The organism is Microbacterium sp. Bi98 (assembly GCF_918698045.1).
Classification (GTDB): domain Bacteria; phylum Actinomycetota; class Actinomycetes; order Actinomycetales; family Microbacteriaceae; genus Microbacterium.
On sequence record NZ_CAKKLK010000008.1, the window covers coordinates 85,423 to 111,374 of the forward strand.

At 69.0% G+C, this 25,952-nt stretch carries 21 protein-coding genes and 1 tRNA gene; 12 read left to right on the forward strand and 10 right to left on the reverse strand.

Annotation, left to right across the window (positions count from 1 at the left end):
* Position 1: 1 nt before the first annotated feature.
* Together cls and LQZ85_RS12975 are read left to right on the forward strand one after the other, a co-directional pair.
* Positions 2-1,462: a cardiolipin synthase gene (gene cls / locus LQZ85_RS12970; RefSeq protein ID WP_053098737.1), complete on the forward strand. Its 1,461-nt coding sequence runs from the start codon at positions 2-4 to the stop codon at positions 1,460-1,462.
* A 52-nt stretch (positions 1,463-1,514) separates the two neighbouring features.
* Entirely contained in the window at positions 1,515-2,255 is a 741-nt protein-coding gene (locus LQZ85_RS12975; protein ID WP_230100986.1) for a hypothetical protein, read from the forward strand.
* Positions 2,256-2,283: 28 nt separating this feature from the next.
* On the opposite strand, the gene LQZ85_RS12980 is transcribed toward LQZ85_RS12975, so the two are convergent.
* Positions 2,284-3,282, reverse strand: a complete 999-nt coding sequence (locus LQZ85_RS12980; protein ID WP_230100987.1) for a diacylglycerol kinase family protein — start codon at positions 3,280-3,282, stop codon at positions 2,284-2,286.
* 74 nt (positions 3,283-3,356) lie between these two features.
* Between LQZ85_RS12980 and serS the strand changes: the two genes are divergently transcribed.
* The 4 genes from serS (at position 3,357) to LQZ85_RS13000 (ending at position 6,889) form a co-directional block, all read left to right on the forward strand.
* Entirely contained in the window at positions 3,357-4,640 is a 1,284-nt protein-coding gene (serS, locus tag LQZ85_RS12985) for a serine--tRNA ligase (RefSeq protein WP_053098740.1), read from the forward strand.
* Complete coding sequence (locus tag LQZ85_RS12990) at positions 4,637-5,458, forward strand: HAD family hydrolase (protein ID WP_053098741.1); 822 nt, start codon at positions 4,637-4,639, stop codon at positions 5,456-5,458. Before serS ends, LQZ85_RS12990 begins: the two co-directional genes overlap by 4 nt.
* Positions 5,459-5,500: 42 nt before the next feature.
* Positions 5,501-5,585, forward strand: a tRNA-Ser gene (locus LQZ85_RS12995).
* Between the two features lie 50 nt (positions 5,586-5,635).
* Positions 5,636-6,889, forward strand: coding sequence for an LCP family protein (locus LQZ85_RS13000; protein ID WP_053098742.1), 1,254 nt, complete (start codon positions 5,636-5,638; stop codon positions 6,887-6,889).
* A gap of 69 nt (positions 6,890-6,958) precedes the next feature.
* Here LQZ85_RS13000 and LQZ85_RS13005 read toward each other — a convergent pair whose 3' ends face one another.
* Positions 6,959-7,555: a TetR/AcrR family transcriptional regulator gene (locus tag LQZ85_RS13005; RefSeq protein WP_230100988.1), complete on the reverse strand. Its 597-nt coding sequence runs from the start codon at positions 7,553-7,555 to the stop codon at positions 6,959-6,961.
* Between the two features lie 93 nt (positions 7,556-7,648).
* Here LQZ85_RS13005 and LQZ85_RS13010 point away from each other — a divergent pair, with 93 nt between their 5' ends.
* A complete protein-coding gene (locus LQZ85_RS13010) occupies positions 7,649-9,937 on the forward strand; it encodes a glycoside hydrolase family 3 C-terminal domain-containing protein (RefSeq protein ID WP_230100989.1) in 2,289 nt (762 codons plus the stop codon).
* Between the two features lie 23 nt (positions 9,938-9,960).
* On the opposite strand, the gene LQZ85_RS13015 is transcribed toward LQZ85_RS13010, so the two are convergent.
* The 4 genes from LQZ85_RS13015 to LQZ85_RS13030 form a co-directional block, all read right to left on the reverse strand.
* A complete protein-coding gene (locus LQZ85_RS13015; RefSeq protein ID WP_230100990.1) occupies positions 9,961-11,064 on the reverse strand; it encodes a mandelate racemase/muconate lactonizing enzyme family protein in 1,104 nt (367 codons plus the stop codon).
* Positions 11,061-11,957: an NAD(P)-dependent oxidoreductase gene (locus LQZ85_RS13020; protein WP_230100991.1), complete on the reverse strand. Its 897-nt coding sequence runs from the start codon at positions 11,955-11,957 to the stop codon at positions 11,061-11,063. Before LQZ85_RS13020 ends, LQZ85_RS13015 begins: the two co-directional genes overlap by 4 nt.
* Positions 11,954-13,282: a Gfo/Idh/MocA family oxidoreductase gene (locus LQZ85_RS13025; RefSeq protein ID WP_230100992.1), complete on the reverse strand. Its 1,329-nt coding sequence runs from the start codon at positions 13,280-13,282 to the stop codon at positions 11,954-11,956. The genes LQZ85_RS13020 and LQZ85_RS13025 overlap by 4 nt, the downstream gene beginning before the upstream one ends.
* 85 nt (positions 13,283-13,367) lie before the next feature.
* Positions 13,368-14,372 (reverse strand): LacI family DNA-binding transcriptional regulator, encoded by a 1,005-nt coding sequence (locus LQZ85_RS13030; RefSeq protein WP_230100993.1) that lies wholly within the window; start codon positions 14,370-14,372, stop codon positions 13,368-13,370.
* A gap of 74 nt (positions 14,373-14,446) precedes the next feature.
* Here LQZ85_RS13030 and LQZ85_RS13035 point away from each other — a divergent pair, with 74 nt between their 5' ends.
* Positions 14,447-15,490, forward strand: a complete 1,044-nt coding sequence (locus LQZ85_RS13035) for a peptidase M24 (protein ID WP_230100994.1) — start codon at positions 14,447-14,449, stop codon at positions 15,488-15,490.
* A gap of 91 nt (positions 15,491-15,581) precedes the next feature.
* On the opposite strand, the gene LQZ85_RS13040 is transcribed toward LQZ85_RS13035, so the two are convergent.
* The gene (locus LQZ85_RS13040) at positions 15,582-16,589 is read right to left on the reverse strand and encodes a LacI family DNA-binding transcriptional regulator (RefSeq protein WP_053098748.1); all 1,008 of its coding nucleotides are present in this window, start codon (positions 16,587-16,589) and stop codon (positions 15,582-15,584) included.
* 150 nt (positions 16,590-16,739) lie between these two features.
* Between LQZ85_RS13040 and LQZ85_RS13045 the strand changes: the two genes are divergently transcribed.
* The 4 genes from LQZ85_RS13045 to rhaS are packed head-to-tail and all read left to right on the forward strand — an operon-like array spanning position 16,740 to position 21,445.
* Positions 16,740-18,269, forward strand: a complete 1,530-nt coding sequence (locus LQZ85_RS13045) for a sugar ABC transporter ATP-binding protein (RefSeq protein WP_053098749.1) — start codon at positions 16,740-16,742, stop codon at positions 18,267-18,269.
* Positions 18,266-19,297 (forward strand): ABC transporter permease, encoded by a 1,032-nt coding sequence (locus LQZ85_RS13050; protein ID WP_053098750.1) that lies wholly within the window; start codon positions 18,266-18,268, stop codon positions 19,295-19,297. The genes LQZ85_RS13045 and LQZ85_RS13050 overlap by 4 nt, the downstream gene beginning before the upstream one ends.
* The gene (locus tag LQZ85_RS13055; protein WP_053098751.1) at positions 19,294-20,346 is read left to right on the forward strand and encodes an ABC transporter permease; all 1,053 of its coding nucleotides are present in this window, start codon (positions 19,294-19,296) and stop codon (positions 20,344-20,346) included. Before LQZ85_RS13050 ends, LQZ85_RS13055 begins: the two co-directional genes overlap by 4 nt.
* A 55-nt stretch (positions 20,347-20,401) precedes the next feature.
* Positions 20,402-21,445 carry a rhamnose ABC transporter substrate-binding protein gene (gene rhaS / locus LQZ85_RS13060; protein ID WP_056276817.1) on the forward strand — a complete coding sequence of 348 codons (1,044 nt, stop codon included), beginning with the start codon at positions 20,402-20,404 and terminating at the stop codon, positions 21,443-21,445.
* Positions 21,446-21,620: 175 nt separating this feature from the next.
* Here the strand turns inward: rhaS and LQZ85_RS13065 are convergent, their stop codons facing one another.
* Genes LQZ85_RS13065 through LQZ85_RS13075 form a run of 3 tightly spaced genes read right to left on the reverse strand, consistent with a single transcriptional unit; the run spans position 21,621 to position 25,902 of the window.
* Entirely contained in the window at positions 21,621-23,018 is a 1,398-nt protein-coding gene (locus tag LQZ85_RS13065; RefSeq protein WP_056276819.1) for a rhamnulokinase family protein, read from the reverse strand.
* Positions 23,015-25,051, reverse strand: a complete 2,037-nt coding sequence (locus LQZ85_RS13070) for a bifunctional rhamnulose-1-phosphate aldolase/short-chain dehydrogenase (RefSeq protein WP_056276821.1) — start codon at positions 25,049-25,051, stop codon at positions 23,015-23,017. The genes LQZ85_RS13065 and LQZ85_RS13070 overlap by 4 nt, the downstream gene beginning before the upstream one ends.
* Positions 25,048-25,902, reverse strand: coding sequence for an alpha/beta hydrolase (locus LQZ85_RS13075; protein WP_230100995.1), 855 nt, complete (start codon positions 25,900-25,902; stop codon positions 25,048-25,050). The genes LQZ85_RS13070 and LQZ85_RS13075 overlap by 4 nt, the downstream gene beginning before the upstream one ends.
* Positions 25,903-25,952: the final 50 nt, after the last annotated feature.

Sequence of the window (25,952 nt, forward strand, 5' to 3'; positions counted from 1 at the left end):
GATGACGCCCGAGATCTGGGCTTGGTGGACCGCGGCGTTCCTGATCGCCCTCGACCTGACCATCCGCATCACGGCGATCATCATCATCCCGCGCAACCGGCGTCCCACGGCGGCGATGGCCTGGCTGCTCGCGGTCTTCTTCATCCCGTTCGTCGGCGTGTTCCTCTTCCTGCTCATCGGAAATCCACGGCTGCCGCGAGCGCGGCGTCGCAAGCAGGATCAGATCAACGAGTACATCGCCGAGACGAGCGAGCACCTGCACTTCGGCACCCTGCGCCCGAATGCGCCGAGCTGGTTTCCCCCGCTCGTCGAGATGAACCACCGTCTCGGAGCGCTGCCGATCTCCGGCGACAACGGCGCGCATCTGATCGCGGACTATCAGGACTCGCTCGACGCGATGGCCGACGAGATCCGCAAGGCCCAGGACTACGTCCACATCGAGTTCTACATCCTCCAGTCCGATGCGTCGACGGACAACTTCTTCCGCGCGATGGAAGAGGTGGCAGAACGCGGCGTGCATGTCCGCGTGCTGCTGGACCACTGGGCGAACAGGTGGAAGCCGAAGTACCGGAAGACCGTCGCCCGGCTCAATCGGATGGGCGCGAACTGGCACCTGATGCTGCCGGTGCAGCCGCTGAAGGGACGCATGCAGCGGCCCGACCTGCGCAACCACCGCAAGCTCCTCGTGGTCGACGGCAAGGTCGCGTTCCTCGGCTCCCAGAACGTCACCGACTCGACCTACAACCTTCCCAAGAACATCAAGCGGGGTCTGCACTGGGTCGACCTCATGGTCCGCATCGACGGGCCCGTCGTGCTGAGCGTGAACGCCATCTTCCTCAGCGACTGGTACAGCGAGACCGACGAGGTGCTGCAGGAGATCGACATCTCGCACGCCGAGGCGGGCTCGGGCGACCTGGACTGCCAGGTCGTGCCGTCGGGACCGGGGTTCGAGGTCGAGAACAACCTGCGTCTGTTCCTCGGGCTGCTCTACGCGGCAAAAGAGAAGATCATGATCGTCAGCCCGTACTTCGTGCCGGATGAAGCGCTGCTGCTCGCGGTCACCGCAGCGGTCGACCGGGGGGTCGCGGTCGAGCTGTTCGTCTCCGAAGAGGGCGACCAGGCGATGGTCTACCACGCCCAGCGCAGCTACTACGAGGCGCTGCTGAAGGCCGGGGTGCGGATCTGGATGTATCGCAAGCCGTACATCCTGCACACGAAGAGTCTGACCATCGACGACCAGGTCGCCGTGATCGGCTCGAGCAATATGGACATGCGCTCGTTCGGTCTGAACCTCGAGGTGTCGATGCTCGTCCGCGGCGAGGAGTTCGTCCTCGAGATGCGCGCGGTCGAAGACGTCTACCGCTCGCTCAGCCGGGAGCTCACTCTCGAGGAGTGGATGCAGCAGCCGCTCCGGTCGACAGTCCTCGACAACCTCGCCCGTCTCACCTCGGCGCTGCAATAGGGCGCCGATAGGGGGGGTGCTTTCGGCAGACCGCGGCCGGTACCCTGTGTGCATGGCTTCCCCGTCGCGTGTCGTCGCCGCTCTCTCGTCCCTGGCCGCTCTGCTGCTGATCGCGGGGTGCACGATCGGCCCCGGGGCCACAGGATCGCAGGCGACCTCGAACCCGTCGAGCGGGCCCGGGCAGAGCACCGACGATTCGGACGACGTCGAAGGCACGCTGCTCGACGACGGCCGCATGTTCGCCGTGGTGACGTGGGGCTCCTCGACGTGCATTCCCCAGGTCGACGCGGTGACGTCCGAGGGGCAGACGGTATCGGTGACGCTGGTCGAGCCGGAGTCAGAGACGGACGGCGAGAAGGCGTGCACCGCTGACCTGGCCTCCCGCGCGAGCGTCGGCGCACTGCCCGAGGGAGTCGACCCGACGAAGGAGATCACTCTGCAGGTGACGTACGGCGACATGGTCGACGACGTCGAACTCGACGGCGACCCGTCGTTCACCGGCACCCCCGGCTCATCGACGGAGTACGCGCCGAGTGCCGGCTGGTTCGATGACGGCTCGCTGGTGCTGCTCACGTGGGGCTCCTCAGGCTGCCCCCCGGTGGTCGAGAGCCTCGAGGGATCTGGTGCATCGGGCACCGCGACCTTCACGACCGACGACGATCAGGTGTGCACCATGGACATGGCACCGCGCGCGACGATCCTGGAATTCGGCGAGGACGCCGTCGATGATGACGCCTTCACCCTCACGCTCGTCGGCGGGAACCTCGACGGCACGGTCGAGGTGCGCAGCTGACGCTGTAAGAAGTGCGCGCCCCGGTGGATCAGAGCGATGCGACCGGGTGATCGGCGGGGAGCGCCAGCAGAAGAGCCCCGGGATCGACCCGGCACGTGACGCGCACCGCTGTCCCGAACTCGTCGCCGTCGAGCTCGATCGGGGTGGGAGACGTCACCGCGGCTTCGGCGACGGCTCCGCGGAAGTAGTGCACCGATGCGTCCCGGCCCCGTCGCTCGAGCACGCGACGGCCGGCGCGCGAGCGTCGCAGCACCGAGTTGTCCCACCAGATCTTGCGCCACACGCCGAGCCAGCCCCAGACGCCGGTCGGCTGGATCACGGCGACGTCGAGGACGCCGTCGGTGATGGAGGCGTCGGGGATCAGCGCGATTCCCGCAGGCAGGGTGCCGCAATTGGCGAACAGGATGCTGTGCACCTTCGTCGAGTGCAGGCGGCCGTCGTCAATCTGGAACACGGATCGGAACGGCTCGGCGCTCACGAGCGACCTCGCCGCGCCGTCGACGTACGCGATCCAGCCGACCGACTTCTTGAGGTCGGGGCGCGTGTTGGCGATCATGTCGGCATCCAGCCCGACGCCGGCGAGAACGACGTAGGCGTGCTCCTCGTCTTCCCCGCTCTCTCTCGTCAGACGCGCCCAGCCGATGTCGATCGCGTGGCGGAATTCGCCCAGCGCCGCGCGGATCATCTCGTCGGGGTCGGCCAGCGGGAGTCCGAGATTGCGCGCCAGCAGGTTGCCCGTGCCACTCGGCAGGATCGCGAGCGGCACCCCGGTGTTGGCGATGGCCTCGGAGACAGCGCGTACCGTGCCGTCTCCGCCGGCCACCAGCAGGACATCCACGCCGCGTGCGAGGGCCTCGGCCGTCGCACCCTGACCGGGATCTTCGATCGTGGTCGGATAGAAGGCCGGATGCTCCCACCCGGCCTCGTGCGAGAGAGCGCGGACTCGCGCCCGCAGCTGCTTCCCGTCGACCTTGATCGGGTTGTAGACGAGCGCTGCCTGGCGTCGGCCGGTGGCGCTCGTGGTCATGGCGCTACTCTAGCCCGGGCGTCGGCCCGCCCGGACGCGGCGGACGCGCCCGGGCCGCACCATAGACTTGATGGATGATCGACCTCGCACTCCTCCGCGAAAATCCGGAGATCGTCCGCCGCTCTCAGGCCGCCCGTGGCAACGACCAGGGCACCGTCGACACCGCGCTCGAGGCTGACCGATCGCGCCGAGCGGCGCTCGCCGCGTTCGAAGAGCTGCGCGCCGAGCAGAACGCCTTCGGCAAGCTGGTGGCGAAGGCTCCCAAGGAGGAGAAGGCGGCGCTCGTCGCTCAGGTCAAAGACCTCGCCGAGCGCGTCAAGCAGGCGCAGCAGGCCGCGAACGAGGCGGCAGACGCCCTGGCGGTGGCTCTCGCACGCATCGAGAACGTCGTCGTCGACGGCGTCCCCGCGGGCGGCGAGGCGGACTTCGTCGAGTTGCGACGCGTGGGCGAGGTCCCCGCATTCGACTTCGAGCCGCGAGACCACCTCGAGCTCGGCGAGATCCTCGGCGCGATCGACATGGAGCGCGGCGCGAAGGTGTCGGGCGCCCGCTTCTACTTCCTGCGCGGGATCGGAGCGCGGCTCGAGATCGCGCTCATGAACCTCGCCCTCGACAAGGCGCTGCAGAACGACTTCATCCCGCTGATCACGCCCACCCTGGTGCGGCCCGAGATCATGCAGGGCACCGGATTCCTCGGCGAGCACGCCGACGAGGTGTACCACCTGGACAAGGACGACGACCTCTACCTCGTCGGCACCAGCGAGGTCGCACTCGCCGGATACCACAAGGACGAGATCCTCGACCTCGGCAAGGGCGCGCTGCGGTACGCCGGATGGTCGACCTGCTACCGCCGTGAGGCGGGCTCCCATGGCAAGGACACCCGCGGCATCATCCGGGTGCACCAGTTCAACAAGCTCGAGATGTTCGTCTACACCAACCCGGAGGACGCCGAGGCCGAGCACCTGCGCCTCGTCGCGCTGCAGGAGGAGATGCTGACCTCGCTCGGTCTCGCCTACCGCGTGATCGACGTGGCCGCCGGCGACCTGGGCTCCAGCGCCGCACGCAAGTACGACATCGAGGCGTGGGTCCCGACGCAGGGCGCGTTCCGCGAGCTCACATCCACCTCGAACTGCACGACGTATCAGGCGCGCCGTCTCGACATCCGCCACCGACCCGAGGCTCAGGAGGGGCAGACCGCGAAGACGCAGCCGGTCGCCACCCTCAACGGCACCCTCGCGACGACCCGATGGATCGTCGCGCTGCTCGAGACGCACCAGCAGGCCGACGGATCGGTCCGCGTGCCGGAGGTGCTGCGCCCGTACCTCGGCGGGCTCGAGGTTCTGGAGCCGACCGCGTGACAGCTCCCTGGCTCGTCGGGCTCGACGTCGACGGCACGATCATCCTGCAGGACGAGACGATGAGTCCCGGTGTTCCCGAGGCGGTCGCGCGCCTGCGAGACGCCGGCCATGTGGTCACGATCGCCACCGGACGCAGCTGGATGGCGACGCGTCGCTATGTCGAGCAGCTCGAGCTGACCGCCGATTTCGTGGTGTGCTCGAACGGTGCGGTGACCATGCGCCGTGTGGGAGACGACTGGGAGCGGTGGCACATCGAGACGTTCGATCCGTCTCCCGTGCTCGCTCTGCTGCGCGAGCGGCTCCCGGAAGCCCGCTACATGGTCGAGCTCGGGTCAGGGCTGCGGCTCTACACCGAGCACCTGGACGACTGGACGCTCGACGGCGGACGGCAGGTCGGCTTCGAAGAGCTCGTCGCCGAACCGGTGTCCCGTGTCGTCGTCGTCTCTCCCGGGCACGACGAGGAGGACTTCCACCGCCTCGTGGCGGACGCCGGGCTGAATGAGGTCTCCTACGCGATCGGCTGGACGGCCTGGCTCGACATCGCACCGCAGGGAGTGGACAAGGGCACGGCGCTGGAGCGCGTGCGCACCGAGCTCGGCTTCGAGCGCGGGCACGTCTTCGTGGCCGGCGACGGGCGCAACGACATCGGCATGTTCGGCTGGGCGCTGGGTCTCGACGGCCGGGCGGTCGCCATGGGGCAGGCGCCGACAGAGGTGAAGGATGCCGCGGGCGAGGTGACCGGCGATGTCGAGGACGGCGGTCTCGCGATGGCGCTGAACACGCTTCCAGCGGCCGCCCAGGTCAGCGCGGGAGAATAGAACTCGGCTAGACTCACGGCTTGTCGGCAGATTCGTCTGTCGGGAGGGTTGTCCGAGTGGCCGATGGAGCTGGTCTTGAAAACCAGTGGGCAGAGATGTCTCGTGGGTTCGAATCCCACACCCTCCGCATTCCAGGGACGGTGCCTCCGCGCCGTACGCTGAACCGAAAGGCCCCGAGTGAGTCCCACCACGCGACGCCGCCGCACCATCGCGCGCCACGGTCAGCTCCACACGCCGGGCCCCCTCAGCCAACTGCTCAAGTTCATCGCGATCGGTCTCGCCGTCGTCCTGGTGAGCGGCTTCGGCGTCGTCTCCTACATCGTCTACGACCTCTCGAGCACCGTCTCGGCCAACGCTGTCGAACTCGACAGCACCGAGGAGCTGCCGCCCGACATCAGTGAGTACAAGGGCGGATTCAATCTGCTGCTCACCGGTGTCGACACGTGCGAAGAGGCGTACGCGCAGTACTTCGGCGACCGCTGCACGGGCGCGGACTCCGAAGGCACCCTCAACGACGTAAACCTCCTCATGCATGTGTCGGAGGAGCCGCGCCGGATCACCGTCGTCAGCCTTCCGCGCGACATGATGGTCCCGATCCCCGAGTGCGAGGACGCAGAGGGCGAGGTGCACTCCGCGATGAACAAGCAGCAGATCAACGTCGCCTACACCGACGGAGGACTCAACTGCGTCGCGAAGACGGTCTCCGACCTCTCCGGTCAGGACATCCAGTTCGCGGCCTCGGTCACCTTCGGCGGCGTGATCGAGATCACCAACGCGATCGGCGGCGTCGAGGTGTGCCTCGCCTCCCCGATCAAGGACCGGTACACGGGCCTCGACCTCGCAGCCGGAAACCATGTGATCGAGGGCATCACCGCGCTGCAGTTCCTGCGGACCCGACACGGAGTCGGCGACGGAAGCGACCTCGGCCGCATCGGCAACCAGCAGCAGTACATGTCGAGCCTCGCGCGCACGCTCATCAGCGGCGAGACGCTCGGCAACGTGCCGATGATGCTGAAGCTCGCGACGACCGGTCTCGACAACGTCGAGGCGAGCACGTCGCTGGCCGACCCGATGAAGATCGTGCAGATCGCGCTCGCGGTGAAGTCCGTGCCCTTCGAGGACATCGTCTTCCTGCAGTACCCGACCTTCACGGACCCGGACGACCCCAACCGCGTCGTGCCGGACAAGACGTCAGCAGAGGCCATGTGGGACGCGATCAACCAGAACGCTCAACTGCAGGTCACGCATCAGAACACCGAGAACGACGGCGTCGTCGTCACGGACCCGGGAACGCAGGCACCGGCGGAGCCGGGAGCGGAGGCGGCGACGCCGGACCCCTCGGCCGCACCCGAGAACGTGGTGGCGCTGCCCGACACGATCAAGGGCAACTCGGCCGCACAGCAGACCTGCTCGAACGGGAACGTGCGCTGACGCGCCGACTGTACTCTCCGTCACGAAGAACCGCCCCTCGCCTACAGCGCGAGGGGCGGTTCTCCGCATTCAGCCCTCTTGCGCGTCGGGCTGATCGGTCGGCGGGTAGAGCACATCCATCAGAGCGCTGATGATGCCGGGCATGTCGACCGAGCGATCGATCATCCACTGCAGTTGGAGTCCGTCGGCGACCGCCTGGATCACGCGCGCCATGGTGTCCGGATCGAGAGTGGCTCGACGGCCGGCATCGTGGGCGAAGGCGTCGGTGATGCTCTCACGGAGTCGCTCGCTGCGCTCGAGGAAGTACTGATGCGCGGGATGCGCGGGGTCGACGGCATCGACGGAGAGTCGGGAGAACAGCTCCACGACGCCCGGGACCTCGGTGTTGTGGCGGATGACGTCGACGAACGCGGACTTCGCGTCTGCGGGGTTCGAGGTCTGCGGCACCATCCCGTCGTGTTCGTCGCGCGTGCGCAGCACCTCGGTGAACAGCTCCTCCTTGCTGCCGAAGTAGTGCAGCAGGGCGGCCGGGGTGACGCCGACGAGTTCGGCTATCTGCTTGAGTGAGGCGTTCTGATACCCCTTGCGGCCGATCACATCGAGAGCGCTCTCGAGGATCTCCTCGCGCCTGGCGACGCCCTTCGCGTATGAACCTCGTCGTGCCATTCCTCGAGAGTAATCCTGAACAACGTTTGAGATCCAATACTTACTGGCATATAGTTTTCACAAGACACCGTTGTCGCGCGCGAAAGGAAGACCATGACCGACACCTCGGCATCCGATCTCACCCTCGAGGAGAAGGCGTCGCTCACGAGCGGCGCGGACTTCTGGACCACGAAGGCCATCGATCGCGTCGGTCTGCCGTCGATCATGATGACCGACGGGCCGCACGGCCTGCGCAAGCAGTCGGGGGGAACCGACCACCTCGGCCTCTCGAGCAGCGTGCCGGCGACGTGCTTCCCACCGGCCGTCGGCATCGGATCGTCGTTCGACCCCGAGCTCATCGAGCGGGTCGGCGCCGCCATCGGAGTCGAGGCGGCCATCGAAGACGTCGCGATCGTGCTGGGCCCCGGCATCAACATCAAGCGGTCGCCGCTGTGCGGCCGCAACTTCGAGTACTTCTCCGAAGACCCGATCGTCTCGGGAACCCTGGGTGCCGCCTCGGTGCGCGGTGTGCAGTCGCAGGGCGTCGGCACGTCGCTGAAGCACTTCGCCGCGAACAACCAGGAGTTCGACCGGATGCGGGCGAGCTCCGACGTCGACCCGCGACCGCTGCACGAGATCTACCTGCGTGGCTTCGAGCGCGTGGTCAAGGACGCTCAGCCATGGACGGTCATGTGCTCGTACAACCGCATCAACGGCGTCTACGCATCGGAGGACCCCTGGCTGCTCACCCAGGTGCTCCGCGACGACTGGGGCTTCGACGGTCTCGTCGTGTCGGACTGGGGTGCCGTGAACGATCGTGTGGCGGGCGTCGCCGCCGGCCTCGATCTCGAGATGCCGTCGTCGGGAGGTCGGACGGATGCGCAGCTCGTCGCTGCCGTGCGCGCCGGCGAGCTCGCCGAGAGCGTGCTGGACACAGCGGCCGACCGCGCGATCGATCTGGTCCGCAAGGCGCAGCGGCGTCCGGCCGTCTCCGGCCCGCTCGACGTCGACGCGCACCATGCGCTCGCCAGGGAGGCGGCCGGTCGCTCGATCGTGCTGCTCAAGAACGACGGAGACCTGCTGCCGCTCGCCCCCGAGCAGCGCATCGCGGTCATCGGCGCCTTCGCCACCGAGCCGCGATTCCAGGGAGCAGGATCGTCGCTCATCAACCCGACCAGGGTCGACAAGGCGCTGGACGAGCTGCGCGCGATCGGTGGGGACCACGTCGCATATGCGCCGGGCTTCGCCGTGGAAGGCGGCGACACCGCCGCATCCGGTCGCTCCGCTGACGACCTGCGCGCGGAGGCGGTCGCCGCCGCGTCCGCAGCGGATGTCGCGGTCGTGTTCCTCGGCCTCCCCGCCGCAGAGGAGTCGGAGGGCTTCGACCGCGAGCACATCGACCTTCCGGCGGCTCAGCTGGCGGTGCTCGACGCCGTGATCGAGGCGAATCCCGCGACGGTCGTCGTGCTCTCGAACGGCGGCGTCGTCGCGCTGCCCTTCGCCGACCGGGTGCCCGCGATCGTCGAGACCTGGCTGCTCGGACAGGCGGGCGGCGGAGCGGTCGCCGACGTGCTCTACGGCGCCGTGAACCCGTCGGGCAAGCTCACCGAGACGGTGCCGGTGCGTGTGGAGGACAACCCGTCGTTCGGCAGCTTCCCCGGCGAGTTCGGTCATGTCCGCTACGGCGAGGGAGTGCTGGTCGGCTACCGCTGGTACGACGCGAAGGGACTCGATGTCAGGTTCTCGTTCGGCCACGGGCTCTCGTACACGGCCTTCTCGTACGGCGAGGCAACGGTCGAAGCGGCCGAGAACGGTGACATCGCCGTGCGCGTCGACGTGACCAACACCGGAACCCGCGACGGCCGCGAGATCGTGCAGGTGTACGCCGCTCCGGTGTCCTCGGTCGTCCAGCGCGCGCCTCGCGAGCTCAAGGCCTTCGCCTCGGTGGCGATCGACGCGGGCGAGACCCGGACGGTCGAGCTGGTCATCCGTCGCGAGGACCTCGCCTACTGGGACGTCCGCGTCGACCGCTGGATCGTCGAGCCCGGCGAGTACCGCATCGATGTCGCGGCATCGAGCCGCGACATCCGCTCCACCGCGACCGTCGAGGTGGCGGGTGATGTGGTCTCGCTGCCCCTCACCATGAACTCCTCGATCGGCGATGTGATGGCGCACCCCGTCGCGGGGCCGATCATGATGGGCGCGCTCGGCGGCTTCCTGGGCGAACTGAGCGGCGCCGATTCGTCGGCGGCATCGATGATGCCCAACGACGAGGCCATGGAGAAGATGATGGCGTCGTTCCCGATCGGCCGCCTCATCGGATTCCCGGGGGTGGACGTGACGCACGAGCAGGTCGAGGAGCTGCTCGCCGGAGCGAACGCCGGCGCGCTGCCGCAGGCCTGACCGCACGCCTCGGCGCCGAGAACTCAGGCGCCGAGGCGGGCCCCGTCGTCGAGCAGGGGAGCGAAGCGGAGCCCGAGGCCGTGGTGCGGGTTCTCGGTGAGGTGGCCGTCGGCGATCGTCACCGGCGAGGGGTCGGCGAGAGCTCCCAGCGCACCGAAGCCGGCGTCTTCGACGTCTTCGACCAGGACCTCGTGGCGGGTGTCTGGCAGAGTCAGCGCGAGCTGACCCGAGAGCTCGGGCAGAAGGTGCGGGTGCAGGGTCGCACCGTGCGCGGCGACCAGCTCGGCGATGCGGAGGAACGGCGTGATCCCGCCGACCCGCACGATGTTGGGCTGCAGGATCTGCGCCGCACCCGCGCGCAGGAAGTCGCCGAAACGGTGCGCGGTGTGCAGATTCTCGCCGAGCGCGATAGGCACGTCGATGCGCCGTGCGAGTTCCGTGTGTCCGTCGAGGTCGTCGGCGCGCAGGGGCTCTTCGATCCAGGCGAGGTCGAAGCGCGACAGGACCTCGACGGATGCGGTCGCCCGCGCCAGATCCCACCGCTGGTTCGCGTCGATCATCAGCCCCCGATCAGGGCCGAGCAGCTCGCGGACGGCGGCGACCCGATCGGCGTCCTCGGCCATGTCGGGCTTTCCGACCTTGATCTTGACCGCCTCGAACCCCGCATCGATCCAGCGCTGCACCTGGGCGAGCAGTTCGTCGAGCGAGTAGTGCAGGTTCACGCCTGAGCCGTAGGCGCGCACCCGTTCGCGGCGGCGGCCGATCGACTCCGACACCGAGACGCCGGTCGACCGCGCCTCCGCATCCCACAGCGCCAGGTCCAGACCGGCGAGTGCGATCGTCGTGATCCCCCCGCCTCCGGCTTCGTGCAGGTGCTCCCACATCCCCTGCCAGCTCTCGCCGGGCGTGGCGGAGCGGCCGACCGCGGCGGGAGCGATGTCATGCTCGAGCAGCGCCTGCACGGCGGGCGCACCGATCTGCGGACTCCACGAGAAGCCCCATCCCTCGCCACCGTCGGAGCGCACGACATGAGTCGCGATCACGCCGACGGAGGTGACGTCGGCAGCCCACGGGCGAGTCAGCGGCACCCTCTGCAGACGAGTCGACAGGCTCCGGATCGTGGTCACAGCAGTGCCAGCTCTGCACGCCAGGTGCGGGACGGGCGCCAGCCGAGGAGTCGGGCGGCCTTGTCGGACGAGAAGGCGGGGGAAGTGCCGGTCAGCGCCGCGGCCGCGTGCTCGGTGCCGGGGTGGAACTCGGGCAGCAGCTCGCTCAGCGGGCGGCGGGCGAGGGCATCGTCGGCTCCCACGAAGAATCTCTCGCCGTTCGGGATGTGGTCGAGCGCGGCGAGGAGGGTGTCGGTGAAGGCTGCGACGTCGCGGGCGTCGACATAGTTGAAGAGCGCCGGCGCGGAGAGCGCCGGATCGTCGAGACGATCGAGAACGGTGTGGCCCTGCTGGGTGAGAGCGCCGGCCCACTCCTCCGGGGCGATCACGTAGCAGGGGCGGAAGGAGGCGAAGCGCACGTCGTCGCCGGCCTGACGCCGCAGCATGTCGACGGTCTGCTCGATGAGCAGCTTCGACAGGGCGTAGGCGTTCCAGGGCTCGGTCGGCGACGTCTCGTCGAGGGGGAGGCGCTCAGGGGTCCAGCCGCGAGGTGCGCCATAGCCGACCACGGTGGGACTCGACGCCGCGACGACGCGGTGGATGCCGGCCCGTACGGCTCCGCCCAGCACCGACTGGGCGAGAGCCGCGTTCGTGCGGATGATCACGTCCTCGGGTGCGCTGAAGGGCACGGCGATCGCCGCGAGATGGATCAGTGCATCCGCCGACATCGCGGCGAGAGCGGATGCCGTGGCATCCGCGTCCGTCAGGTCGAGGGACGCCTGCGTGATCCCGTCCCGGTCGAGGGCCGCGCTCGGCTCCCGGTCGATCGAGACGATCTCGTGCCCGGCATCTGCGAGGCCCGTCACCAGGGTGCGTCCGAGTCTGCCCGAACCGCCGGTGATGATGATCCTCATGGCCGCGCCAGCAGGGCGATCCCGAGCTCGTCGACCTTCACGGGAAGGCCCGTCTCGAGTGAGCGGTTGCCCGCGATGCCCACAGCGATCGAGCGGATGCCGTCGGTCCAGTCGGCCGGACGCGCGAGGGGGTCGTCCCCGGGGTCCTCGAAGACATCGGACAGCAGCAGCTCGTCTCCACCGCCGTGGCCTCCGTCGCCGCCGTCGATCGGCACCTCGTAGGCCTCTTCCCAGTGGCGCTGCACGATCAGACGCTCGCTCTCAGGGCGCAGTGCGGTCGTGCCGTGGCCGCCGGAGAGGCTGGGGTCGATGTGCGGGTGCAGTCCCTCGCCCGCGAGCACGGCGCCGCGCTCGACCACCTCGAGCTCGACCCGGCCGAGGGTGCCGTTGACGGCGACGCGGTAGCCCTCCCAGGGGGAGTGCGCGTTCAACGAGTACGACATCGTCGCGCCGGACGCATAGTCGACGACGAGTGCGAGGTTGTCCTCGATCGTGATGCCCTCGCTGAACACGTCGAGATCGCGCCGGTACCCGTCGTGCTCCTCGGCGTCGAGGTAGAGCGCGGTGAGACGCTCATCGGTGCGCAGATCGAGTTCGAACAGGTCGCCGTCGTCGTGGGTGCCTCGCGCCGGTCGCTCGCCGAGGCCACGGCCGGCCGCGTTCTCGGCTCCGTAGAAACGCAGGCCGCCGGAGGCGAAGACGCGGGTCGGCTGCGAACGGATCCACCAGTTGACGAGGTCGAAGTGGTGGCTCGACTTGTGCACGAGCAGACCGCCCGAGTTCTTCTTCTCGCGGTGCCAGCGGCGGAAGTAGTCGGCGCCGTGGTTCGTGTCGAGCATCCACGAGAAGTCCACGGACGTGACGTCGCCGATCGTGCCGTCCTGGATCACCTGGCGCAGTGCGCTGTTGCGGGGCGAGTAGCGATAGTTGAAGGTCAGCACGACCTGGCGACCGGTGCGCTCGACGGCGTCTTCGATCCGGGCGGCGCTCGCCGCGTCGATCGTGAGCGGCTTCTCGACGACGACGTCGGCGCCCGCTTCGAGCGACCGGACGATCAGCTCGGCGTGCAGGTCGTCGCGGGAGCAGATGATGACCCGGTCGACGTGCTCGTCGAGGATGACCTGCTCGAGCTCATCCGGGGCGGCGAGTCTGGGCACCGGTGCACCGACCTCGGCGATGCGGTCGGCGTAGTGCCCGGCCCGCACCGGGTTCGGCTCGATGATCGCCACGAGCTCGGCGCGGTCACGGTGCGTGCCGATGATCCCCTCGACGTACATCTGCGCGCGGGCTCCGGCACCGGCGAGGGCGTAGCGGGTCTTCGTCATCGTGATCTCTCTTCGATCTCCGGTCAGGAAACGTTTTCTCGACGATAGCACAGGAGAGGTGTCAGGCCCCGGGACCGCCGGCGGTTCAGGGCGTGTGCACGGTGGCGGTGCTGCCGCGCACGATCAGGGTCGGCGTGAAGGTGAGCGCTGCCGTGGGATCGCCGCCGGTGAGCTGGTCGTGCATCGCAGCCCATGCGGCTGCGCCGATCTCGACCGCGGGAACGGCCACGGTCGTGAGCGGGGGTGAGGTGTAGGCGGCGAAGGGGATGTCGTCGAAACCCGTGATCGACAGCTGCTCCGGCACGTCGACGCCGCGCACGGTCAGGGCCGAGAGCAGCCCCATGGCGACGAGGTCGTTGTAGGCGATCACTGCGGTGGCTCCGCTCGCGAGAACCTGGTCGGCGACCGCGGTGCCGCTGTCGAAGTCGACGCCTGCGGTGATCTCCTCGACTTCGAGCCCGTCGGTCCGGGAGAGCTCCGCCGCGATCGCATCCTGCCGCGCCCTGTGCGTCACGCTGCGGGTGGCGCCGGCGAGATAGACGAGCCGGCGGTGGCCGAGCGAGGTGAGGTGGTCGACGATCTCGCGCATGCCGGATCTGTAGTCGGCGCCGACCACGGGAGTGCTCGTCTGCGGGCCGCGGTTGATCACGACGGCGGGGGAGAGCATCGGCAGCAGTCGCCCGAGGTCCTCCTCGGGCATTCGAGGGGCGCAGAGGATCACGCCGTCGGTGCGCAGCCTGGTCGCTCGGGCGAGCGCCTGCTCTTCATCCAGGTCCTCACGCGAGTCGGCGACCAGCACGTGATATCCGTCGGCCGTGGCCGCGCGGCTGAGGCCACGCAGGATCGCCTGGAACGTCGGGTTCTCGAGGTCGGGGATCACGACGGCGATGGTCTGGGTGCGGCCGAGCACCAGGCTCCGTGCCACGGGGTTCGCCGTGTAGCCGAGCTGCGCAGCGGCTGCCTGCACGCGCTCGGCGAGCGCCGGATCGACCGTCGGGTTGCCGTTCATCGCGCGCGACACCGTCGACAGCGAGACGCCGGCGAGTTTCGCGACGTCGGTGATGCCGGGGCGTGTCGATTCGCGTGCCATCGGCATCCCTTCGTGTCCGCGAGAGGTCGCGGCTGTCGTCATACTACGAGAAAACGTTCTTCAGGGAGGGTCTCATGGCTGGAGCATCCGAGGACCGCGCCGAGAAGCAGGATCGGCTGGCGCGCGTGCGCCGAGAGGTCGACGGGGCGCCCGTGGTGCTCGTCTCTCACGAATCGCTGTCGTGGTACCTCGAGGGCGTGCGCACGCATGTGTCGCTCGCGGGTCCTCCGGTGCTCGCGGTGCGGGCGGAGGCGCAGGGCGATGTGCTCTTCATCGCCGAGAACGAGGCCGATCGGCTGATCGCCGAGGAGCTGCTGCCGGAGGATGCCGCGCGCGTGGTGCGCGTGCCGTGGTGGATCCCACCCGCTGCCGCCGCGGCTGAGGAGGCCGGCGTCGCCGAATCGCACGTGGCGGCTGAACTGCGCGCGGCTCGCGCGCGCCTGCTGCCGGCCGAGCGTGCCAGATATCGACTTCTCGGACGGGAGACGGCCGAGGCGCTGACGGATGCGCTCGCCCGCGTCGGTCCGGAGCAGAGCGAGCGGATGGTCGCCGCGATCGTCTCCGCCGAGCTCCTCGCCCGAGGGATCGATCCGCTGGTCGTGCTGGTCGCCGGTTCCGATCGGACTGCGTTCCGGCATCCGCTTCCGACCGCCGGGCTGCTCGGAGAGCGGGCGATGATCGTCGTGTGCGGGCGTCGGAACGGGCTCATCGCCAACGCGACACGCTGGGTCGGCGCATCCGTCGATGACGAGCCGATCTGGGGCGTGGAGCGGGCTCTCCTCGATGCGTCAGTGCCGGGAGCCCGTCTGAACGACGCGTTCACGGCGGGCATCGCGGCGTACGCCCGCTATGGGTTCGACGCCGACGAATGGCAGCGCCACCACCAGGGCGGACCGACCGGGTATGCCGGTCGCGATCCCCGCGCCACGGCATCCACTGCGGATCTGATCGTCGAGGATCAGGCGTTCGCCTGGAACCCGACCGCACCGGGCCGCAAAGTCGAAGACACCCTGCTGCGCACAGATGACGACTGGGAGGTGCTCACGGTCGATGAGCGCTGGCCGTCGGTCGAGTACGAGGGGCTGCATCGGCCGGTCTCGAGGGCGTACGGGGCCTGATCGGGGGGTCGATGGCGGGGCTCGGCCCCGAATGCCGGCTCAGGTTGCGGATGCACGTGAGCCGCCGATGTCCGGGGAAGGCCGCCCCGGGTCAGCCGCCGGTCGAGCTGCGCACGATCAGCTCGGGCGGGAACACGGTCTGGCGGGGGATGCTCTCGGGGTCGGCCGCCTCTTCGAGCACGATCCGCAGCGCCGTGCGACCGATCATGCGGCTGGGCTGACGGATGGATGACAACGGCACCGCGGCGGCGGCCGCGAACGGATTGTCGTCGAAGCCGATCAGCGCGATCTCGTCGGGGACGAGCAGGCGTCCGCCCGACACGAGCGACTGCAGCAGGCCGAGGGCGAGCAGATCGTTGGCGGCGAAGAGCGCGTCGGGCCACTCGCGCCGAGGGCGGGTGAGCAGGCGCGCTCCGGCGGCGACGCCCTCTTCGACCGTCATCGCCGCCGTCGGCACGACCTCGAGCTCGACGTGCACCGCCGCGTTCTCGGCCGCCGCGCGAGCGCCCGCGAGACGGTCGGTGACCTGACGCATGTCGAAGGGGCCGCCGACGAAGGCGATGCGCCGTCGACCTCCCTCGATCAGATGCTCGACCGCGAGCCGCCCGCCCGCGACGCTGTCGACCGACACCGACGAGAACCCGCTGTCGGCGCTGAACCGGTCGACGAGGACCGTGGCGATGCCGCTCGCCCGGAACTTTCGCAGCTGCGTCATGACGTCGCCGTAGGGGGCGATGAGAAGACCACGCACCTGCTGCTCGCGGAAGAGGTCGAGATAGACCTTCTCGCGAGAGGGGTCGTCGTCGGTGTTGCCGTAGAGGATCGCGATGCCGTGGCTGGACGCCTCATCTTCGGCACCGCGCACGACATCGTTGTAGAAGGGGTTCTGGCCGTCGAGCACGACGAACCCGACGGTCGTGCTCACGCCGGCTCTGAGCTTGCGGGCGGCATCGTTTCGCACGTAGCCGAGCTCTTCGATCGCCTGCGTCACTCGCTCGACCGACTCGCTGGAGACCTCGTCCGGTCGGTTCAGGACGTTCGAGACGGTGCCGACGGAGACGCCAGCGCGAACGGCGACATCGCGGATGCTGACCGGCATTCGGCAGTCCTCTCGTCGTCGGGCGGATCACGCTTCGGCATCGGGGGTTGACCTGAGACCGGCATCACATACACTAGCCTGAAACGAGCTTGAATCGATTCAGGTAAAGTTCATTCCGATCATCATCCCCCTCAACGGAGAGGAAAGCCAGTGGTAGACGCAGCCTCCGCCCGCAGCGCTCCCCCCACCGCGCTCGAGCTGCATCGGGTGGTGAAGTCCTTCGGCCCCGTCGTCGCACTCCGCTCCGGCAGCCTGACGCTCCGCCCCGGCTCGATCCACGCCCTCATCGGCGAGAACGGCGCGGGCAAGTCCACGCTCGTGAAGATCATGGCCGGTCTGTACCGCCGCGACTCAGGCGACTTCCGTCTGCACGGCGACGATGTCGATTTCACCAGCACCGCCCAGTCGAAGGCCGCGGGCATCGCGGTCATCTACCAGGAGCCGACGCTGTTCCCCGATCTCTCGGTCACCGAGAACATCTTCATGGGACGTCAGCCCACCGGCTTCCTCGGCCGCATCGACCGCAAGGCCATGCGCACCGAAGTCGACCGGATCTTCCGCCGCCTGGGCGTGACGCTCGACCCCGACCGCATCACCGAGGGTCTGTCGATCGCCGACCAGCAGATCATCGAGATCGCCAAGGCCATCTCCCTCGACGCGAGCGTGCTGATCATGGACGAGCCGACGGCCGCACTCAGCGGCGTCGAGGTCGACCGACTCTTCGCGGTCGCGCGGAGCCTCCGCGACGAGGGACGCGCGATCCTCTTCATCTCGCATCGCTTCGACGAGGTGTTCGACCTGTGCGACACCGTCACCGTCATGCGTGACGGGGCATACATCGACACCACTCCCATCGCCGAGACCACGGTCGACGAACTGGTGCGCCAGATGGTCGGCCGCGACGTCACCGAGCTGTTCCCCAAGCAGGAGGCCGCCATCGGCGAGCCGCTGCTCGAGGTCACAGCGCTCACCCGTCCCGGCGTCTTCCATGACATCTCGTTCACGGTGCGCGCGGGCGAGATCGTCGCACTGGCAGGTCTCGTCGGCGCCGGTCGCTCGGAGGTCGCCCGCGCGATCTTCGGCGTCGATCCCTACGACGAGGGAGAGGTGCGGATGCTCGGCGCGGGCGTCGCCCGCCGCAACCCGACCGCCGCGATGCGCAGCGGACTCGCGCTCGTTCCCGAGGACCGCCGCAAGCAGGGCCTCGTGATCGACGCGAGCGTCGGAGGCAACATCACGCTCGCCATCCGCCGGCGCCTCTCGAAGTGGGGACTCATCACGAGCGGCATCGAGAACCGTGCGGCGAAGGAGTGGGCATCGCGTCTCGAGGTGAAGACGCACGCGCTCGACACCGTGGCGTCCACGCTCTCGGGCGGCAATCAGCAGAAGGTCGTGCTGGCCAAGTGGCTGGCCACCGACCCGCGCGTCCTCATCATCGACGAACCGACCCGCGGCATCGACGTCGGCACCAAGTCCGAGGTGCACCGACTGCTGTCGCAGCTCGCCGGCGAGGGCATGGGCATCCTGATGATCTCGTCCGAGCTGCCCGAGGTGCTCGGCATGGCGGATCGCGTGCTCGTGATGCGCGAAGGACGCATCACCGCCGAGATCTCCCGCGACGACGCCACCAGCGAGAACGTCATGTTCGCCGCCACCCACTCATCGGAGCTGCACTCATGAGCACCACCACCGCACCCGCGGCCGCCGCTCCGGCGATCGCGAAGAAGCCCGGCGGCATCGGCCGTGCACGCGAGTTCGGCATCCTCGCCGCGCTCGTGCTCGTCGTGATCGCCGCGACCGTCAAGAACCCGGCGTTCCTCTTCAGCTCAGACGGCTGGCGCGATCTGCTGCTCACGCCGTCGATCCTCATGCTCGTCGCCGTGGGCCAGGCGATCGTCATCATCACGCGCAACGTCGATCTGTCGGTGGGCTCGGTGATGGGCCTCACGGCCTACCTGACCGGACGCCTCTTCGTCGACGTCCCCGGCATCCCGATCGTGGTCGTCGTGATCGCGGCCGTCCTGCTCGGTGCCTTCCTCGGCCTGGTCAACGGCGCATTGGTCGCCTTCGCGAAGGTGCCGGCCATGGTGATCACGCTCGGCACGCTCTATGCCTACCGCGGCATCAACGTGCTGTGGACCGGCAGCGATCGCATCAACGCCTCCGACATGCCCAAGGACTTCCTCGCACTCGGCACGCAGCAGATCCTGTTCATCCCTGTGCTGACGATCATCGCGGTGATCGTGCTCGCGCTCGCGGCCTGGTATCTGCGCAACATCCGGGGCGGACGCGAGTACTACGCGATCGGCTCCGACCCCTCGGCGGCCGAGCTCTACGGCCTCAAGGTCACCCGTCGGGTGCTCTCCGCGTTCGTCCTCTCGGGTGCACTCGCAGGTCTCGCCGGCGTCTTCTACGCCGCGCGATACGGATCCATCAGCTCGCAGGCGGGAAGCGGCTGGGAGCTGGATGCCGTCGGCGCAGCCGTCATCGGTGGCATCGCGATCACCGGCGGTGTCGGCACGGTCTGGGGCGCGGCCATCGGCGCGATGCTCCTGATGACCATCAACCGCGCGCTGCCCATTCTCGGCATCCCGGACTTCTGGCAGCGTGCCGTGGTCGGTGTGCTCATCATCGGGGCCATCGTGCTCGACCGGGTGCTCGCGGTCAGACAGAGACGCCAGCTCATCGAGGCGAGGGACGAATCATGACCACGACAACGACGACGACGTCGACCCGCGTCATCCGCGACTACGACCGTCCGCTGTGGCGGCGCATCTTCATCAACCGCGAGTTCGCGATCATCGCGCTCCTCGTGCTGGTGACGATCGTGGCGGCCGTCACGATCCGCGGCTTCGCCCAGCCGATCACCGCGAACTACCTCCTCCTCGACGTCGCACCGATCCTGCTCATCGCGCTGCCCATGACGCTCGTCATGATCACGGGCGAGATCGACCTGTCGGTGGGATCCATGGTGGGGCTCGCCAGCGTCGTCACCGGAGTCCTCACCGAGTCGGGTGCTCCCTTCGAGGTCGCCGCCCTTGCGGCCCTCCTCGTCGGCGTCGTCGGCGGAGCCTTCAACGGGTTCCTCGTCACGATCGTCGGGCTGCCGTCGCTCGCCGTCACGATCGGCACGCTCGCACTCTTCCGCGGGCTTGCGGTCGGCCTGCTCGGCACCACGGCCGTCACGGACTTCCCCGAGACATGGACGGCGCTCGCGAAGGCGAAGATCGCCGGGACGACCATCCCGTACATCGTCATCCCGTTCCTGATCCTGCTGGTGCTGTTCGCGGTGCTGCTGCACTTCACGCCCTTCGGCCGTGGTGTCTTCGCGATCGGTCTGTCGAAGGACGCCGCGCGGTTCTCGGGCGTCGACGTCGAACGGACGAAGTTCATCCTGTTCGTGCTCTCGGGCGTGGTCGCCGCCTTCGCAGGCATCTTCTACACGCTGCGGTTCGGCAGCGCCCGAGGCGACAACGCCACCGGGCTCGAGCTGCAGGTGATCGCGGCCGTGGTGCTCGGCGGAGTGTCGGTGTTCGGCGGACGGGGACACCTCCACGGCGTCGTCGCCGCCGTTCTCCTGATCGGGGTGCTGGGCAGCAGCCTGCGCCTCGCCGGAGTCACATCCGACGTCATCAACATCATCACCGGCGGGCTGCTGATCTTCTCGGTCGTCGCAGCGAGCGTCCTCGCCTGGGCGCAGCGCGTCCGCGCGAAGGCCGGTCCGCCACTGCGCGTAGCAGCCTCTCCCGCACCATGAGGCAGCCTCTCATCGCCGGCACCCGCCAGCGGTGATCATCACGAAAGGAAGAACAATGACGTTTGCACGTAAGAAGATCGCGGGGTTCGCGGCGGTCGCCGTGGCCGCAGCGCTCGTGCTGAGCGGCTGCGCCGACACCAGCGGCGGATCCGGAGGCTCGGGTTCAGAGGGTGAAGGCGGATCCGACAACCTCGCGATCACGTTCCTGCCCAAGAACCTCGGCAACCCGTACTTCGACACCTCGAGCGAGGGCGGCAAGACCGCCGTCGACGAGTTCGGCGGCACGTTCGCCGAGGTCGGCCCGGCCGAAGCCACCCCCGACGCCCAGGTCAGCTACATCAACACCGCGACGCAGCAGGCCGTGGGCGCGCTCGTCGTCTCGGCGAACGACCCGAAGGCGATCTGCGACGCGCTGAACGAGGCCCGTGACGCCGGCGTCAAGGTCGTCACCTTCGACTCCGACACGAACCCCGAGTGCCGCGACCTGTTCATCAACCAGGCCGACTCCGAGGGCATCGCCAAGGTGCAGGTCGACCTGATCGCCGACCAGATCGGCGGAGCCGGCGAGGTCGCGATCCTGTCGGCATCCGCCAACGCGACCAACCAGAACGCCTGGATCGACCTGATGAAGGAGTACGTCGCCAGCGAGTACCCCGACATCACGATCGTCGAGACCGTCTACGGTGACGACGACGACCAGACGTCGTTCGACAAGACCGCTGCGCTGCTGCAGAGCCACCCGAACCTGAAGGGCATCATCTCGCCCACCACGGTCGGCATCGCGGCTGCGGCGCGGTACGTGTCCACCTCGGACTACAAGGGCAAGGTCGCCATCACCGGTCTCGGCACGCCGAACCAGATGCGCGAGTACGTCGAAGACGGCACCGTCACCGCGTTCGCGCTGTGGAACCCTGCCGACCTCGGCTACCTGGCCGCGTTCGCCTCCAAGGCGCTGATCGAGGGTGAGATCACCGGCGAAGAGGGCGACACCTTCGAGGCCGGAGACCTCGGCGAGTACACGGTCGGCGCCGACGGCGTCGTTCTTCTCGGCGACCCGTTCGAGTTCAACGCAGACAACATCGGCGAGTTCGACTTCTGAGTCGAGTTCGTGAGGGGCGTCGGGGCTTCGGCCTCGGCGCCCCTTTCCGTGTGCGCCGCGGTGTGCCGTCTCCGGCGCCTGACAGGGCTGGCATCCGCACCCCCGATGGATCCTGCACCGGCATCCATCGGGGGCTCGGGCGGTCGGATGAGGGGCTGCGACGGGCGTGAGGGAGTCAGCGCGGGTCGAAGCGCTCCGGTTCGTGCGTCGCGGCGACGAGGGCGCGCAGCTCCTCGAGGGATGCCGGGGCGGCGCCGAGAGCCCGTGCCTGCACGAGCACGTTGCCGAGGGCTGTCGCCTCGACGGGGCCGGCGAGCACGGGACGGCCGGTGCGATCCGCGGTGGCCTGGCACAGCAGACGGTTCAGCGAGCCGCCTCCTACGAGGTGGATGCTGTCGAGTTCGCGCCCTGACAGATCGGCTGCCGTCTGCACGGCATCCGCGAAGGCGGTCGCGATCGACTCGACGATCGATCGGGCGAAGGCGGGTCGCGTCGTCGGAGCCTCGGGCCCGAGCAGTGTCGCGATGCGCGCGGGCATGTCTCCCGGTGCGCTGAGCGACGCGTCGTTCGCGTCGAAGAGGGGCACGTCGTCCGTCACGGCGGCGGCCGCAGCCAGCAGCTCGGGCAGGTCGATCCGCGAGCCGTCCTCCGCCTCCCACGCGCGCACGGTCTCGCTCAGCAGCCAGAGCCCCGTCACGTTGTGCAGGAAGCGGTAGCGACGGTCCACGCCGAGCTCGTGCGTGAAGTTCGCCTCGCGCGCGGCATCCGTCAGCACCGGCTCGGTCAGCTCGACGCCGACCAGCCCCCAGGTGCCGCACGAGATGTAGGCGGAGTGCGGGGTCGACAGGGGAGCGGCGACGACGGCGGATGCTGTGTCGTGCGACCCGACCGCGATCACCGGCAGCTTCTTGCCGATGCGCTCGACCAGGTCCGCGCGGAGTGTGCCGATCGTCTCGCCCGGATCGACGAGCGTCGGCAGGATGTGCGTCGGGATGCCGATGCGCTCGGCGAGCTCGGCGTCCCACTCGCCCGACTCGACGCCGAGGAGCCCGGTGGTCGAGGCGTTCGTCCGCTCGGCCACCGCTGTTCGGGTGAGCAGGAACGCGATGAGGTCGGGAATGAGCAACGCGGTGTCGGCGTCGGCGAGGCGGGCATCGACGCGGTACTGGTACAGCGTGTTGAACGGCAGGAACTGCAGTCCGTTGCGGCCGTAGAGCTCGGCGAAGGGCGCGACCGTGTGCACCTCCTCGACCCCGCGCGCCGTGCGCTCGTCGCGGTAGTGGAACGGCTCGGCGAGGAGTTCGCCGTCTCGCAGCAGGCCGTAGTCGACGGCCCACGAGTCGATGCCGACGCTCTCGATCGCCGGTTCGCGCCGTACCGCCTCGGCGAGCCCTGCGACGACGTGCTCGTAGAGAGCGCCGAAGTCCCAGTGCAGACCGTCTTCGCGCTCGACGGGCCCGTTCGGGAACCGCGAGACGAGTTCGAGGTCGAGCCGGCCGTCGCCGATCCGGCCGATCATGACGCGACCGCTGGTCGCTCCGAGGTCGACGGCGGCGACGGACCGCACCGTCATCGCAGGAACGCCGCAGCGACGCCGGAGTCGACCGGGATGTGGAGACCGGTCGTGCGGCTCAGCTCGGGACCCGTCAGCACGTAGACGGCATCCGCCACGTTCTCGGGAACGACCTCGCGCTTGAGGATCGTGCGGTTGGCGTAGAACTGGCCGAGGTCCTCTTCGGCGACACCGTAGGTCGCGGCACGGTTCGCGCCCCAGCCGGAGGCGAAGATGCCCGAGCCGCGCACGACACCGTCGGGGTTGATGCCGTTGACGCGGATGCCGAACTCGCCGAGCTCGACGGCCAGCAGCCGCACCTGGTGGGCCTGGTCGGCCTTGGTCGCCGAGTAGGCGATGTTGTTGGGGCCGGCGAAGACGGAGTTCTTCGACGAGATGTAGATGATGTCGCCGCCGAGCTTCTGGTCGATCAGCACGCGGGCCGCGGCCTTCGACACGAGGAACGAGCCCTTGGCCATGACGTCGTGCTGCAGATCCCAGTCCTTCTCGGTGGTCTCGAGCAGCGGCTTCGACAGCGAGAGACCGGCGTTGTTGACGACGAGGTCGACGCCGCCGAACGCGAGCACGGCGTCGTTCAGCGCCGCCTGGATGGCATCCGCATCGGCGACGTTCGCCGCGACGCCGATCGCGACGTCGGTGCTGCCCAGCTCGGCGGCGGCCGCCTGTGCCTTCTCGAGGTCGAGGTCGGCGATGACGACGCAGGCGCCCTCTGCGGCGAGGCGGGTGGCGATGGCCTTGCCGATGCCGCTGGCGGCTCCGGTGACGAAGGCGATGCGTCCCTGGTGCGACTTCGGCTTCGGCATGCGCTGCAGCTTGGCCTCTTCGAGCGCCCAGTACTCGATGTCGAACTTCTCGGCGTCAGAGATGGGCGAGTAGGTCGACAGTGCCTCGGCGCCGCGCATGACGTTGATCGCGTTGACGTAGAACTCACCGGCGACGCGGGCGGTCTGCTTGTTGGCGCCGTAGGAGAACATTCCGATGCCGGGCACGAGCACGATGAGCGGGTCGGCGCCGCGGATCGCGGGCGACTCGGCGGTCGCGTGCGCGTCGTAGTAGGCCTGGTAGTCGGCGCGGTACTCGGTGTGCAGTTCGTGCAGACGGGCGATCTGCTCATCGGCGGATGCCGTGACCGGCAGGTCGAGGATCAGCGGCTTGACCTTGGTGCGCAGGAAGTGGTCGGGGCAGCTCGTGCCGAGAGCCGCGAGTTCAGGGGCGCGCTCGGAGGCGAGGAAGTCGAGGACGACGTCGGAGTCGGTGAAGTGGCCGACCATCGGCTTGTCGGTCGACGCGATCCCGCGAATGGTGCCGGCGAGGGTCGCTGCGCGCTCACGCCGCTCGGCCTCGGGGAGTGCCTCGAAGCCGGCACGGACGCCGCCGAACGGATCGGCCTTGCCGTTGGCCTCGATGTAGGCGGCCGCGGTGTCGATGATCCAGAGGGAGTTGGCTTCGGCCTCCTCCGACGTGTCGCCCCAGGCGGTGATGCCGTGGCCGCCGAGGATCGTGCCGATGGCCTGCGGGTTCTTCGCCTTGATGGTGGCGATGTCGAGTCCGAGCTGGAATCCGGGGCGACGCCACGGAACCCACACGACCTTGTCGCCGAAGATCTTCGCCGTCAGCTCTTCGCCGTCGGCCGCGGTGGCGATCGCGATGCCCGAGTCGGGGTGCAGGTGGTCGACGTGCGCGGCGTCGACGAGCCCGTGCATCGCGGTGTCGATCGACGGAGCTGCACCGCCCTTGCCGTGCAGGCAGTAGTCGAACGCGGCGACCATCTCGTCCTCACGGTCGAGGCCCGGGTAGACGTCGACGAGTGCGCGCATGCGGTCGAGGCGCAGCACGGCGAGACCCTGCTCTGTGAGCGTGCCGAGGTCTCCACCCGAACCCTTGACCCACATCAGCTCGACGGGCTGACCCGTGACGGGGTCGGTCTCCGTGCCCTTCGCCGACGTGTTGCCACCGGCGTAGTTGGTGTTCTTCGGGTCGGCGCCCAGGCGGTTCGACCGCTCGATGAGGGCGGCGGCGGTGGGGTTGGTCATGGCTGTTCCCTGTTCTGTGGAGACGTGGCGAGGATGCGGGCGGCGAAGCGGTCGATCGATGCTGTCGCTGCCGCGAGTTCGGGCTGATTGAGGTGGCCGTGGCGGGTGCCCGCCTCGGTCGAGATGTCGATTTCGACGCCCGCGTCGCGCAGCAGGGCGCCGAACGCCTCGCCGGAGACACGGAGCTCGTCGACCTCGCCGTTGATCATGATCGTGGCGGGGAAATGCGAGAGCTGGGCGGGGGACGCGGTGCCGGGCACGGCGTAGACGTCGCCACCGTCGACCGGCCCGCCGAGGTAGTTCTCGTACATGCCGCGCACCGGGTCGGGGCCGAACACGTCGGCATCGGGGTCCGCGTCGAGGGCGGCGCGCAGCGCAGCATCCGGGGCTGCCTGCACGGCGTGGAGCGTCGGATAGGCGAGCACCGCGAGCGCAGGGAAGGGCCCGGGACCGTGACTGAGGCGCAGTGCCGCGCCGGCCGCGAGGTTGCCGCCGGCGCTCGCTCCGCCGATCGACCACGGCCCCTCGGTGAGGCCGGAGTCGACCGCCCAACGGAATGCGGCCTCGACCTCCTCGGAGGCGACCGGGTAGTGCACGCCCTCTCGCTCGGGTGCCCCGGCTGCCGCAGCCCAGGTGCGAGGGAAGGGAGCCAGCGCGTAGTCGACCGACAACACGGCGATGCCACGCTCGGCGAAGCTCTGCGCGACCCAGTCGGCCTCCGGCATGTCGATCTCACCGGCGGCGAACCCTCCGCCGTGCACCCAGACGAGTCCGGGGCCGACGGGAGAGGTCGGGGTGTACACCCGCACGCGCAGCGGTCCGTGCGGTCCGTCGAGCACCTGCTCGTTCACGGTGTCATCCGTTCTGTCGGGGGGCGTCGGGATACGGGGATCGGCTCCCG

What these genes read in the sequence shown, in the direction of transcription:
- LQZ85_RS13065 (WP_056276819.1), bottom strand. Translation starts at nt 23,018, where the DNA reads ATGACGGTGCGGTCCGTCGCCGCCGTCGACCTCGGAGCGACCAGCGGT.
- LQZ85_RS13020 (WP_230100991.1), bottom strand. Translation starts at nt 11,957, where the DNA reads ATGAGGATCATCATCACCGGCGGTTCGGGCAGACTCGGACGCACCCTG.
- LQZ85_RS13070 (WP_056276821.1), bottom strand. Translation starts at nt 25,051, where the DNA reads ATGACCAACCCCACCGCCGCCGCCCTCATCGAGCGGTCGAACCGCCTG.
- LQZ85_RS13055 (WP_053098751.1), top strand. Translation starts at nt 19,294, where the DNA reads ATGACCACGACAACGACGACGACGTCGACCCGCGTCATCCGCGACTAC.
- LQZ85_RS13005 (WP_230100988.1), bottom strand. Translation starts at nt 7,555, where the DNA reads ATGGCACGACGAGGTTCATACGCGAAGGGCGTCGCCAGGCGCGAGGAG.
- LQZ85_RS13035 (WP_230100994.1), top strand. Translation starts at nt 14,447, where the DNA reads ATGGCTGGAGCATCCGAGGACCGCGCCGAGAAGCAGGATCGGCTGGCG.
- serS (WP_053098740.1), top strand. Translation starts at nt 3,357, where the DNA reads ATGATCGACCTCGCACTCCTCCGCGAAAATCCGGAGATCGTCCGCCGC.
- LQZ85_RS13025 (WP_230100992.1), bottom strand. Translation starts at nt 13,282, where the DNA reads ATGACGAAGACCCGCTACGCCCTCGCCGGTGCCGGAGCCCGCGCGCAG.
- LQZ85_RS12980 (WP_230100987.1), bottom strand. Translation starts at nt 3,282, where the DNA reads ATGACCACGAGCGCCACCGGCCGACGCCAGGCAGCGCTCGTCTACAAC.
- LQZ85_RS13050 (WP_053098750.1), top strand. Translation starts at nt 18,266, where the DNA reads ATGAGCACCACCACCGCACCCGCGGCCGCCGCTCCGGCGATCGCGAAG.
- LQZ85_RS13010 (WP_230100989.1), top strand. Translation starts at nt 7,649, where the DNA reads ATGACCGACACCTCGGCATCCGATCTCACCCTCGAGGAGAAGGCGTCG.
- LQZ85_RS13040 (WP_053098748.1), bottom strand. Translation starts at nt 16,589, where the DNA reads ATGCCGGTCAGCATCCGCGATGTCGCCGTTCGCGCTGGCGTCTCCGTC.
- LQZ85_RS13030 (WP_230100993.1), bottom strand. Translation starts at nt 14,372, where the DNA reads ATGGCACGCGAATCGACACGCCCCGGCATCACCGACGTCGCGAAACTC.
- LQZ85_RS12975 (WP_230100986.1), top strand. Translation starts at nt 1,515, where the DNA reads ATGGCTTCCCCGTCGCGTGTCGTCGCCGCTCTCTCGTCCCTGGCCGCT.
- rhaS (WP_056276817.1), top strand. Translation starts at nt 20,402, where the DNA reads ATGACGTTTGCACGTAAGAAGATCGCGGGGTTCGCGGCGGTCGCCGTG.
- cls (WP_053098737.1), top strand. Translation starts at nt 2, where the DNA reads ATGACGCCCGAGATCTGGGCTTGGTGGACCGCGGCGTTCCTGATCGCC.